At 60.8% G+C, this 10,687-nt stretch carries 12 protein-coding genes; 6 read left to right on the top strand and 6 right to left on the bottom strand.

The genetic code is table 11. The features are described from left to right. Nucleotide 1 precedes the first annotated feature (1 nt). From AC0NIL_RS31825 to AC0NIL_RS31815, 3 genes are read left to right on the top strand one after another with little or no spacing between them, the layout of a single operon-like run. Nucleotides 2-343, top strand: coding sequence for a hypothetical protein (locus AC0NIL_RS31825; RefSeq protein WP_013525138.1), 342 nt, complete (start codon nucleotides 2-4; stop codon nucleotides 341-343). Beyond that, nucleotides 340-1,218, top strand: a complete 879-nt coding sequence (locus AC0NIL_RS31820) for a cytochrome c oxidase assembly protein (protein ID WP_473573655.1) — start codon at nucleotides 340-342, stop codon at nucleotides 1,216-1,218. Before AC0NIL_RS31825 ends, AC0NIL_RS31820 begins: the two co-directional genes overlap by 4 nt. Beyond that, the gene (locus AC0NIL_RS31815; protein ID WP_063170780.1) at nucleotides 1,199-1,615 is read left to right on the top strand and encodes a c-type cytochrome; all 417 of its coding nucleotides are present in this window, start codon (nucleotides 1,199-1,201) and stop codon (nucleotides 1,613-1,615) included. The genes AC0NIL_RS31820 and AC0NIL_RS31815 overlap by 20 nt, the downstream gene beginning before the upstream one ends. A 71-nt stretch (nucleotides 1,616-1,686) precedes the next feature. Here the strand turns inward: AC0NIL_RS31815 and AC0NIL_RS31810 are convergent, their stop codons facing one another. From AC0NIL_RS31810 to AC0NIL_RS31790, 5 genes are all read right to left on the bottom strand, one after another. Beyond that, a complete protein-coding gene (locus AC0NIL_RS31810; RefSeq protein ID WP_127412908.1) occupies nucleotides 1,687-2,526 on the bottom strand; it encodes a DUF3618 domain-containing protein in 840 nt (279 codons plus the stop codon). Further along, nucleotides 2,523-2,915 (bottom strand): phage holin family protein, encoded by a 393-nt coding sequence (locus AC0NIL_RS31805; RefSeq protein ID WP_013525134.1) that lies wholly within the window; start codon nucleotides 2,913-2,915, stop codon nucleotides 2,523-2,525. Before AC0NIL_RS31805 ends, AC0NIL_RS31810 begins: the two co-directional genes overlap by 4 nt. Beyond that, a complete protein-coding gene (locus tag AC0NIL_RS31800) occupies nucleotides 2,912-3,520 on the bottom strand; it encodes a hypothetical protein (RefSeq protein ID WP_473573654.1) in 609 nt (202 codons plus the stop codon). Before AC0NIL_RS31800 ends, AC0NIL_RS31805 begins: the two co-directional genes overlap by 4 nt. Before the next feature lie 272 nt (nucleotides 3,521-3,792). Then, nucleotides 3,793-4,638, bottom strand: coding sequence for a manganese catalase family protein (locus AC0NIL_RS31795; protein ID WP_063170783.1), 846 nt, complete (start codon nucleotides 4,636-4,638; stop codon nucleotides 3,793-3,795). A gap of 172 nt (nucleotides 4,639-4,810) precedes the next feature. Beyond that, nucleotides 4,811-5,926 carry a glycoside hydrolase family protein gene (locus tag AC0NIL_RS31790; RefSeq protein ID WP_245267566.1) on the bottom strand — a complete coding sequence of 372 codons (1,116 nt, stop codon included), beginning with the start codon at nucleotides 5,924-5,926 and terminating at the stop codon, nucleotides 4,811-4,813. A 158-nt stretch (nucleotides 5,927-6,084) separates the two neighbouring features. Between AC0NIL_RS31790 and AC0NIL_RS31785 the strand changes: the two genes are divergently transcribed. Further along, a complete protein-coding gene (locus AC0NIL_RS31785) occupies nucleotides 6,085-7,257 on the top strand; it encodes a glycosyltransferase (RefSeq protein ID WP_027161876.1) in 1,173 nt (390 codons plus the stop codon). A gap of 2 nt (nucleotides 7,258-7,259) precedes the next feature. After that, nucleotides 7,260-8,402: a UDP-galactopyranose mutase gene (glf, locus tag AC0NIL_RS31780; protein WP_024504623.1), complete on the top strand. Its 1,143-nt coding sequence runs from the start codon at nucleotides 7,260-7,262 to the stop codon at nucleotides 8,400-8,402. Nucleotides 8,403-8,489: 87 nt separating this feature from the next. On the opposite strand, the gene AC0NIL_RS31775 is transcribed toward glf, so the two are convergent. Beyond that, the gene (locus AC0NIL_RS31775; protein ID WP_013525128.1) at nucleotides 8,490-9,656 is read right to left on the bottom strand and encodes a beta-glucosidase; all 1,167 of its coding nucleotides are present in this window, start codon (nucleotides 9,654-9,656) and stop codon (nucleotides 8,490-8,492) included. Nucleotides 9,657-10,107: 451 nt separating this feature from the next. On the opposite strand from AC0NIL_RS31775, the gene AC0NIL_RS31770 reads away from it, so the two are divergent. Continuing rightward, on the top strand, nucleotides 10,108-10,383 hold the full coding sequence (locus AC0NIL_RS31770; protein ID WP_473573653.1) for a hypothetical protein: 276 nt from the start codon (nucleotides 10,108-10,110) through the stop codon (nucleotides 10,381-10,383). Nucleotides 10,384-10,687: the final 304 nt, after the last annotated feature.

The following is a 10,687-nucleotide window of genomic DNA, read 5'->3' as shown; positions in this document are numbered from 1 at the left end:
GATGCGTGCATTACGCCTGGGAACGTCTTGGGGTGGTCTTCTGTCAGGGCCGCTGGCGTGGGCGGTCTCGACACAGCTGAACTATGCGCTGGTGCCCTGGCAATGCAATCGCCAGGTGCCGGTCGTGCTTCCCGTGGCGCTGCTGCTCGTCTTGTTGTCGCTGCTCGGCGGGGCGCTGTCGTGGCGGGCGAAGCGGCGAGGCGGTGCCGCATTCAAGCCGGAGCGTACGCGCGCCACAGAGCGCTTCGTCGCCAATCTCGGCATGCTGTCGGCGTTGCTGTTTGCGCTTGTGATCCTCATGCAAGGCAGCGCGGCGCTGATCCTGGATGAGTGCCTGCGATGAATCTGGACGGGCTGTTCTCTACTTCCATCTGCTACGGCGCCGGCGCACCCGAGGCCGGGTGGACGCTCGCGCTGCCCATCACCCTGCCACTTGCGGTGCTTGCCCTGATATATGTCGTTGGAGCTGGCCGGCTTTGGCGGCGCAGCAGCCGCGGCAGGACTCTGCGGCTGCGCCAGGCTCTGCTGTTCACGGCCGGATGGGGCGTGTTGACGGCCGCGTTGGTCAGCCCGATTCATGCACTCGGTGAGCAGATCTTTGCGGCGCATATGATCGAGCATGAACTGCTGATGGCCGTGGCGGCGCCGCTGCTGGTCTCCGCCAGCCCGGCTGCGGCCTTGATGTGGGGATTTCCCGCCGGGGTCCGGCGCATTCTTGGAATGGCCGCGCACGGCAGATGGCTGAATGCGGTTTGGTCTTTCGTAACTCGACCGCTCAGCGCGACCATTGCCCACGGCCTGGCCATATGGATCTGGCACCTTCCGGCGTTGTTCGAGGCCGCGCTCGAACGCGGCGTGATGCACTATGCACAGCACGCGAGCTTCTTCGGAACAGGGCTGCTGTTCTGGTGGGTACTCTTGCCGCGTCCCGGCCGCCAGCATGCCTATGGGACCGCAGTGATGCATCTTGTCGTCACCTCGCTGCACACTGGCCTGCTTGGCGTGCTCCTGCTGCTCTCGCCGCGGCTCTGGTACCCGCAGAACGCGGTGGGTGCGGCACTATGGAATTTGAGCCCCCTGGAAGACCAGCAACTTGCCGGGCTGGTGATGTGGGTTCCCGCTGGACTGATCTATGGCGGCGCAGCGCTGCTGCTGGCCGCGCTGTGGATCAAGGCGAGCGGAAGGGGGGAGGCTGCGCATGCCTACGAGCTTGTCTAAGCTGCTTGCCGGCGCCAGCGTCGCGCTGGTGCTGCTCGTTGCGGGCGTGGCCGGAATGACCTGGTGGTCCGATCAGGCGGCGCGCATCCGCCACGAGGCGGAGGCGGCCACGGGAGGTGACATTGCGCGCGCCATGCCGATCATGACTGCGAATGGTTGTTCCGGCTGCCATACGATTTCGGGCGTGCCGGGCGCGCAAGGGCAGGTCGGTCCACGCCTCGACGCCAGTCTTGCTGACCGCACCTTTATCGGCGGCGGGCTGGCCAACAATCCAGAGAACCTGATCCGCTGGATACGATCTGCCAGGGAAATCAATCCGCGCACGGCCATGCCATCGACCCGAATTTCGGAGCAGCAGGCGCGCGATATCGCGGCCTACCTCTACGCTCTGAAATGATTGAGCGGTTCATCGTCTGAACAACAACGCCGGCCCTTCTGACGAGACCGACTATCGTTGATCCATTCAAGCTAGGTTTGACGCTGAGATGGATCGGAAATCCGTTCACGCACGGCGTGCTCGGTCTTGTCTGCTGTGGACTTCACGATCTCGCCGAGCTGATCGGCGATCGTGTCTGCTTCCATATGTTGCCGGCCAGCTTCCTGCTTGATGGTTCCATAGGCTTCGGCGGCGACCTGCTTGGCCTCGTCGAGACCCCTGTCGAGCATGGTTTCGGCGGTATCGCGAAGCTTGTCGCCATAGGCGCCTAGCTGCTCATCCTCCGTTGCGGTATGGGGCAGCATTGCACCTATGGCGGCGCCGATGGCGAGACCCGCGGCCGCTATGGCCAAGGGCTGGTTCTCCAACAGATCTTGCGCGGAGCGGGTGGCTTTCGCCGCCATGTCGCCGGTCACCGATCTTGCAGTGGCCGTGCTGCCCGTCAAACCCTCCGCGGCGCTGCTTGCCGCGCTGGAAACGGTATCGCCGACGCTGGTGGCAGCTGATGACAGAGATGCGGCGGCATCGGAAAGCGTGCTGCCCAGGCCTCCACGTTCCCGTTCATCATGTCGTCCCGGCGCCGAGGGCATTGAGTAGCCAGCCGAACCGCGGGCGGTGTCTGCGATACCACTGCCGAACATCAGCCAAGCCAGACCCGCTCCCACCATGGTGACCGGCAAAGGATTGTCTCGGACCTGCGTTCTGAGGTTGGCGAGCATGGCCGAACTCTCCCCTCCCGAGAACAGCCCGGTGAACTCATCCAGCAATTGTCCCGGCGACATCCTGCCTCGAATGGATTCGGCGGTCTCCATCACCCGCGCACGGGCTGCCTCGGCCTCGCGTTCAAGTTCGGCTGCGGATTTCTCAGTCATCTCACTTGTTCCTTGATCACGCTCGCGTCGCGCTTGAGCTGTTCCTGGGTGCGGTCGGGGGTAAGTTCCGAAGGCGCCATGCTGGCCGTCCCGGTCCGCAGCAGGATAATGCCGAGGGCCGCCACGACCACGCCGACCAGCAGGGAAGACCACCCCGCGCCAAGTCCTGCCCGCGTCAGTGCAATAACGAGTGCCTGCAGCAACACCATTAGCGCGGCGAGCAGGCAGATCGCGCCGCCCAGCACTTCCGCGGCACCTGCTCCGGCCTTGGCAAGCTTTTCAGAAAGCTCGGCCCGAAACAGCCTGGCCTCGGTTTGCACCAAAGTGGTGACATTCTGGGCCAAGTCGGTGATCAGCCCGGCAAGGCTTGGGTTGTCCTGGGTGTTCATCTGTCCTGCTCCGTGCTCTGCATGGCCCCATCATCGCCGACGACGCCAGAATCCTGCGACCGATCAGCGGACCAACCCTGTGCCTGATCGGTGTGGGATTTGAGGTCTCCCGGCGCATCCTGAAATTCTGGACCCGCCGGCGGCGAGGCCTTGATGAACCGCCCGAGAGCCAATCCGGCCAATACCGATCCGGCAAGCAGGACACCGGGATTTTGCCGGCCAAAGGACTGCACGTCCTCCAGGACCTGGCCGAACGGCTTCTGTTTCAATGACGATGAAAGCCGCTCCAAGCCACCGGCAGCATCCAATGCGAACTTCGATGCGTTCCTTTCATCGTTGTTGGCCAGGTGATCACTGGCCGCGCGCAGTGCGCCGCCCAGCGCCGCCAGAGTCGATCCGATGTCGCGCTGCGCTTCCTGCGCCTTGTCGGAGATGACCTCCCTGGCTTCAGATGCATAGTCGCCAGCCTTGCGGGTGACCGTGTCACGCGCGTCGTGAAGCAACTCGCTGGCACGCTCATTTTCCTGGCGAAGCCTTTCGGAAACGTCGCTTTTCGCCTTGTCGAAATCGGCGGGCTGTCCGCCCTGATCGTTTTCATGCTGCATGGGGCCACCTAGTGAAGACCGAGGAAGGAGAGGACCGCCAGCACGACAACGATAACGCCGATAAGATAGATGACACTGTTCATGTGCACGTCCTCCGTGGCTGTCCAACTTCGCGGAGCCGGCGATGTTCCCTAGGTGAAGCATTTATGTCGAAGCGGAAATGGAGAGCTTCGTCAGGCACGCACCAGTCACCAATGGGTGCGCCCTACTCCGCAGGAGCCGCTAGCAGGAGACAGCCGAGTGCCGGCTGCCTCCGGCATTGCTATCTTTGCCTATTCGGCTGCCCGCCTGTCGATCATCTGCTCGCTCTGGGCGCCGGAACTTGGCCGAGGCGGCGACAGGATGGGCTCCTCGCCCATTGGCGAACCGGCGACCAGGGAGAACTCGCCCTTGCCGTCCATCGACGGTCCTTCGCTCCAACGTCCCTGCGCTGGTTCGACACCTTCGACGAAGCAATTGATGAAGGCATAGGATACGTCCTGATGCTCCTTTTCCTGCGGGAAGGAGTTGGGGACCGGCAGAGACGCGTTCAGTCCGCCCATATCTTCGATTGCCGCGAGCCACTGCTGTTGGTGCATGGTGTCGCGCGCAATAAGGAAGGACAGCATGTCCTTCATGCCGGGATCGCTGGTCATGTTGTACAGGCGGGTCGCAAGCACGCGGCCGCTTCCTTCCGCGGTGACGTTTGCGACCATATCCGCGGCAAGATTGCCGCTGGCATAGACATGCGAAGCATTGAAGGGAACGCCGTTGGCGTTTTCAGGCAGTGCGGCCAGGCCGGTCGACAAGATATGGCGGAAGTTCATCCCGTTGAGGACCGAGCCGCCGACCGTGTCCGACGAGATGTCCTCCTGCAGCGAAAGTGGTGCACCCTCAAGATTGAGGGCGACCGCAGTCGCCAGCATTTCGATATGGCCGAGCTCCTCGGTCGCCGTGTTCAACAACAGGTCGCGGTATTTGGCCGGCCCGCGGCATCCCCATGCCTGGAAGAAATACTGCAAGGCCACGCGGATTTCGCCTTCTACTCCGCCGATGGCCTGCTGCAAGGCACGGGCAAAGACTGGATTGGGCGTTTCCACACGAACCGGGTACTGCAATTTCTTGTCGGTGTAATACATGGCTGACTCCTGGTTGGAAGTCAGCCGAACCTCAGCTCTGATGCATTGTTCCGTGCGAGGAACACTTAATTCCGGCAGGCTTTCCGCGGGAATGTCTCGAGCCACGGACGCTTATTCGCAATGCGAGCCGTCCAGTTCGTTGATGCAGTCGGTGCGAGTGGCGCCGACCGGATCACGCGACCCTGGAAAGCAGAGCGACGTCACATCTGGCCAAGCCGTAGCGCCACCGATGATCAGTCGTGGCGACCCGGCTCTGATAAAACAGTGAAAGCTGGCTGCCTTCGATCATCACTGTCGAGTGGCCGTTCTCTCCCGGCTGGCCTGGTTCCAGCACCGGGCCGATCGAGACGTAAGGTCCAGCAACGTTATCCGCGATGGCAAAAAACACGCGTTGCCGGTTCCCGCGAAGGCCATTGGGCAGAAAGCAAGTGGCATTGAGAAGCACGCGACCGTCCGGCAATTCGACCAGTTGTGCGCCCTCAATGCCCCATTCATAGTCGGGATCCTCTCTCGTGTTGTGGTGAGGCACATCATTGTGGTCGAGGATCTTGCCGATCCGCTTCCAGGGACCGAACCATGAGTCGGATTGGCTGCGTGCGAGATAGATGTCGGGCTGCGGCACCCTGGTGAATTTCGGCATGGCGGAATAGACGAGGTAGCGCTTGCCGCCAATAAGTGCGGGATGCGGATCGTAAATGCCATCTTCCTCGGTGTCCGGGATGGCGAGGATTGCGGGGCTAAGAACCACCCACTGGAACCCGTCATTGGAAACCGCATGCTCGCAGCGGCCGCCAGACTTCATGAACTCGGTCTGGATGAACATGTGAAAGACGCCGCTTTCGTGGATGACCCCCGGAGCCGCAACACCACTCCCATTGATTGGAAGCTCGATCGACTGATGCTCGGTCCACGGCCCATAAAGGTCCGGCGCCGTGGCGTGCAGTATCGTCCACGTCTCGGTGGTCACCGTGCCGCTCGAGCCGAAGACGTGCCACAGGCTGCCATCAAAGACGGGGCAAGGGTCCTTGAGATCATCCACGCTTTGCGGATGAAACAGCGGAAAAACGTTGGTCGCAAAGTCGATCTTCATATCAGCCCCGGAATTCGCCTGGCACGGACTCGCCAGCGATGCGGGCGAATCAACTTGATGTCCTGCGCATTTTATAGCCAGCGACTTCAACGCAAATACGGCAGGTCCGTTCTCCACCGACATTCCCCCGTCGCTCACGCATTCAAAGCCCGGCGATGCGTGGCGGGCGTTCTCAGCTTCGCGGAAATATGGTCGCATCCGTGATCCGAGCGGTGACTGAGAGCTCTTCACTTCACCTTGGAACAACTCACGCGCTGGAAAGTTAGGAGCTGGCATCGAAGTCTATTTCTCCTCGATCCGCGCTTAACAAATGTTAGTCATAACATAAACTAAAGATTACGAGAAGGAACATCTCAATGGAAGCAGCCTTGGGCAGGGTATCCGCCAGTAAACACATTGGCAGGGAAAATCTACTGGTTTGCTTCTCCCACTTGCGATGGAACTTCGTTCATCAACGGCCGCAGCATATCCTCACCCTCGCATCCGAGCAGCAGAGAGTGGTCTACTTTGAGGAGCCTGTTTTCGAAGAACTGCCACAGCCGCAGATGCGGACGAGCGAGGCGTCGCCAAACATTCTAATCGTGACACCAGTGCTGCCGCTCGGCGCGTCGGCCGCGAAATCAGATGCCGTGCAGCGGAGATTTGTTCAGCAGATCATAGCTTCTATGCCGCACAGCCGGCTGATCGCCTGGTATTACACGCCGATGGCTCTCCGCTTCACGGAGTTCCTTGACCCAGACATATGCGTCTACGACTGCATGGACGAACTCTCCGCTTTCAAGAATGCGCCGCCCGAACTGGCGCAGATGGAAAAGGCACTTCTGCGCCGTGCCGATCTCGTTTTCACCGGTGGTCTGAGCCTGTTCGAGACCAAGCGCCGCCTGCATCAGGCTATTTACCCCTTTCCGAGCAGCATCGACGTGAAGCACTTTCACAAGGCAAGGCTGCCAGGAAAGGACCCAGTCGATCAGGCCGGCATTCCTCACCCGAGGGTGGGGTATTTCGGCGTCATCGACGAGCGGCTGGACGCCGGACTCGTGGCGCTAGCGGCGCGGACGATGCCGGACGTGCATTTCGTCATGATTGGCCCCGTGGTCAAAATCGATCCTGCAATCCTGCCGAAGGCCGACAACCTGCATTGGTTGGGTGCCAAGGCCTACTGCGACCTGCCCGATTATCTGCGCCATTGGGATGCCGGCTGGATGCCGTTTGCACTCAACGAAGCGACCCGGTTCATCAGCCCAACCAAGACGCCAGAGTTCCTGGCTGCGGGCCTGCCCGTAATCTCGACGGCGATCGTTGACGTCGTGCGCAGCTACGGCGCTGCTGGACTGGTGGAAATCGCCGACAGTGACGACTTGGAGAGCAAGCTGCGCTCCATGCTTTTGCGACCGCGTGAGATGCTGCTGCCGCAAGTCGATGCCTATCTGGCTGACATGTCGTGGGAAAGAACATGGACGGCCATGGCCGCTCACATTGAGGGCGCCTACCGACGCAAGAAGGTCGTCCCGTTGCGCAGGAGCGCATAGCCATGTTCGATTGGCTGATCGTCGGCGCGGGGTTTGCCGGCAGCGTGCTTGCCGAAAGAATAGCGTCGCAGCGTCATGAAAGCGTTCTCTTGGTCGATCGCCGCAGCCATGTCGGCGGCAACGCCTATGATTGCTATAATGAAGCCGGCATCCTCATCCACCGCTATGGGCCACATATTTTTCACACCAACAGCCAGTCGATCGTGGACTACCTCTCGCAGTTCACCCAATGGCGCACATACGAGCATAGGGTTCTGGCGGCGGTGGATGGGATACTGCTCCCCATCCCGATCAATCTGGACACGATAAACCGCCTTTATGGCCTCGAACTGAATTCTGCACAGTTGGAGGAGTTCTTCGCGTCGCGACGCGAAACGGTAGAGGACGTGCGAACGGCCGAGGATGTTGTCGTCAGCACCGTGGGACGCGAACTCTACGAAAAATTCTTCCGTGGCTACACCAGAAAGCAATGGGGCGTGGATCCGAACCAGCTGAGCAAATCGGTGACGGCACGAGTGCCGACCAGGACCAACCGCGATGACCGATATTTCAGCGACAGCTTCCAGAAGATGCCTGCCGGCGGATACACGAGGATGTTCGAGCGCATGCTCGACCATCCGAACATCAAGATCATGCTGCAGACCGACTTCCGCGAAATTCGTGACGAGATACCGTTCAACCGCCTAATCTATACCGGCCCGATCGACGAGTACTTCGGCTGGCAGCTGGGGCGTCTTCCTTATCGTTCGCTCCGCTTCGAGCACGTCACCCTCGACCAAGAGCAGTTTCAGCCGGTTGCCGTCGTCAACTATCCCCAGACGGAAGATTACACCCGCATCACCGAGTACAAACATCTGACCGGCCAGCAGAACGCGCGGACCAGTCTGACCTACGAATATCCCACCGATATCGGGGACCCGTACTATCCGGTGCCGCGGGCCGAAAACGAAGAGCTCTTCAAGCGCTACGAAGCGCTTGGCGCAACCTGTCCCGACGTGTGGTTTGTCGGTCGACTGGCAACCTACCGCTACTACAACATGGATCAGGTGGTCGGGCAGGCCCTGGCAACCTTCGCCCGCATCCAGAAGAGCGTCCCGGAATGGGCGAGCGCGGGGAAGGCGTCGTTGGCCGAAGGGGCGCTGTAGCTCGCCCACCCGGACGTACCTGGGAGCATCGAGCGTGGCAAGGCGGCGCCGACAGGCGCTCGCAACATCCCTCGTGCCGCTCATGTATTAACGCGTCAGGTTCGCCGCGAACAAAGCTCGCTGGCGGGCCAATTCCTCCGCGATGGGCTTGCGGACGTGCCGACTGCCGTCCGCCTGGACGACCGAAAACAATCCCACCTCCGCATGCCGCGAATTGTCCCAGCCCGGATAGGCGGTTATCGGGTATAGGCAAATACCTTCGATCGGCGCTTCGAGGTCAATTGCGGCACGCACCTCGTCGCAGACATAATGGAGCCACGCCGCCCCGCCTGATCCCTCGGAGCCGGTCTCGGCGATGAACATCGACTTGCCATATCGATGCGCGACCTCGATCAGCATCTCGGATAGGGCACGGTACTCGTGGTGCCCCATGGGAATCGTCGGCCCGTTGAGGTACCACTGATTGTGCGGGTAGAAATTCAGGCCAACGACATCGACAACATCGTCGCTGCCCCCCAACTCAGGCTCTGCCCGGCCCAGCAGCATGTCGTAAGCTTCGAACTGTCCGAGACGGGCATTTTCGGCCCGACGCCGTTCGGTCCGCGTCCGGTCGCGAGGGGCAATGTGGATAAGCGGCTCGGCCCAGACAAATCTGCAAGCGGGATCGACCTCGCGCATCGCGCGAACGCCAGCTATTGCAGCTCTCACGAGGTGCCTCTTGAACCATCCCCGCTTCTTCGGGCCAACGCGCGGGAAATAGCCAACCTCAACAGCCCAGGCGAAAAACGAGATTTCGTTGATCGGGCACAACAATGGCGCTGTACCGGCGATTGAACGATGAACCCTCACAGCTTCTGCAGCGAACGAGGCATAGGCATCGATGAAATGCATCGACCCTTGATCAACGTGGTCTGGACATCCGTAGTGGAAGATGTCCCAGATGACCTGGACACCTGCCGATTGCGCTGCTTCGACCATCGGCGTCCAGCTTGACCAGTCATAGTTTCCAGGAGCGGTTTCGATCAGGTGCCAGCGCAACCCGTCGCGGACGGTACGAAGACCGAGTTCGGCGCAACCGCGGTAGTCGCCCAGGGCGTGCAAATAATGCGAGGTCGCACGGATAAGATCGAGGCGGACGCCGTCCTTGCGCCGGTGCGACGAGCACTCAAAACCAGCCATGAAAAAACTGGCGAAGGGCGACGTGCCCGCAATCGAAGTCACCTCATTGCCTTCGCTGTGTCGTGCTTCGCTCATACGAAGTCTCCTGCAGGCATTTGGGCTCAGTCTCGGCTGCCGAATGCAGATCGAAGCAGCCATGAGCAATCCGGCTGCCGTATCTCATCCGCCAGGCTGCACTTTCGTCCTGTGCTTAACGGGATGGTTCCAAACCGGATGATCGAGCCTTTGTTCCCGTCGACCCCGTCAGAGGCAGACAGCAGCCAGGGAAGAAGCTGCGCGAGGCAAGTCGGGGGTCAGGCACATGCCGTGATCGGATCATCCAACGCTCCGGCGAAGGCAGGCAACAGTCCGTTCAAATTTCGACTTTCCAATATCGATCATGCAGGCGAGAGGGACGAGGCCCGTCGCGTCAAGCCGCTCCGTCGATCTTTGCCGGCAGAGCGCGCGCCATTCAGCTCAAGCGGGAACATTGGCTACGTCAGCAAGTTTGATCGCCATAGCAAGGGGCCGCAGGGCGGGCGCGCAGATGAGACATCTGCTCAAGGAAATCCTGGTCGAGATCGCTGAAATCCTTCCAGCGATGGCTCAAACGGGCGACAATTCGGCCGAAGCACTGCCTGTCCATGCGCCGAACTTCCCCCACGATCTGGAGCCGGTTATCCGGGCAGACCCTTCCTGCGAGGTGCCATCGCAACGCGCCGACGATCGGCATAAATCAGTCGCAGTTGAGCAAGCCGCAAGCTGTATGGAGGGATACGGCGCCGGCTCGGATGATCTTACCTTTGCCAGTCACTGCAGATGAATCCACGGTCAAGGCTCACGACCTTTCGTTTCACGAAACAAGAAAAAAGCCCGCGTCCGATTCGCGGCAGCGAGGATAGCGCCATTCGCTAGGGACTGTCGCAGGCGGTGCAAAGCAGGTCCACCTGGGGCGATCCAACACCACACACCTTCGATAACGTACGCAAACCGGTCCCAACAGAACCTGCGCGAAACCCATGCAAGCCGCGCCGAAACGCCCCGCAGCCCCTCAGAATTAATGGGGATTGGCATCGGTGGTGTGTTTTGGGACGTGGGCGGTCAGGGGGGTCTCCTGACCCCCATGT

Source organism: Mesorhizobium sp. WSM1343 (genome assembly GCF_055901535.1).
The sequence above is the reverse complement of the archived record's forward strand: the minus strand, read 5'-3'. Positions and strand labels throughout refer to the sequence as shown.

Coding starts and splice junctions, on each gene's coding strand:
- AC0NIL_RS31810 (WP_127412908.1), bottom strand. CDS start 2,526: ATGACTGAGAAATCCGCAGCCGAACTTGAACGCGAGGCCGAGGCAGCC.
- AC0NIL_RS31820 (WP_473573655.1), top strand. CDS start 340: ATGAATCTGGACGGGCTGTTCTCTACTTCCATCTGCTACGGCGCCGGC.
- AC0NIL_RS31825 (WP_013525138.1), top strand. CDS start 2: ATGCGTGCATTACGCCTGGGAACGTCTTGGGGTGGTCTTCTGTCAGGG.
- AC0NIL_RS31785 (WP_027161876.1), top strand. CDS start 6,085: ATGGAAGCAGCCTTGGGCAGGGTATCCGCCAGTAAACACATTGGCAGG.
- AC0NIL_RS31805 (WP_013525134.1), bottom strand. CDS start 2,915: ATGAACACCCAGGACAACCCAAGCCTTGCCGGGCTGATCACCGACTTG.
- AC0NIL_RS31790 (WP_245267566.1), bottom strand. CDS start 5,926: ATGCGACCATATTTCCGCGAAGCTGAGAACGCCCGCCACGCATCGCCG.
- AC0NIL_RS31770 (WP_473573653.1), top strand. CDS start 10,108: ATGAGACATCTGCTCAAGGAAATCCTGGTCGAGATCGCTGAAATCCTT.
- AC0NIL_RS31775 (WP_013525128.1), bottom strand. CDS start 9,656: ATGAGCGAAGCACGACACAGCGAAGGCAATGAGGTGACTTCGATTGCG.
- AC0NIL_RS31795 (WP_063170783.1), bottom strand. CDS start 4,638: ATGTATTACACCGACAAGAAATTGCAGTACCCGGTTCGTGTGGAAACG.
- glf (WP_024504623.1), top strand. CDS start 7,260: ATGTTCGATTGGCTGATCGTCGGCGCGGGGTTTGCCGGCAGCGTGCTT.
- AC0NIL_RS31815 (WP_063170780.1), top strand. CDS start 1,199: ATGCCTACGAGCTTGTCTAAGCTGCTTGCCGGCGCCAGCGTCGCGCTG.
- AC0NIL_RS31800 (WP_473573654.1), bottom strand. CDS start 3,520: ATGCAGCATGAAAACGATCAGGGCGGACAGCCCGCCGATTTCGACAAG.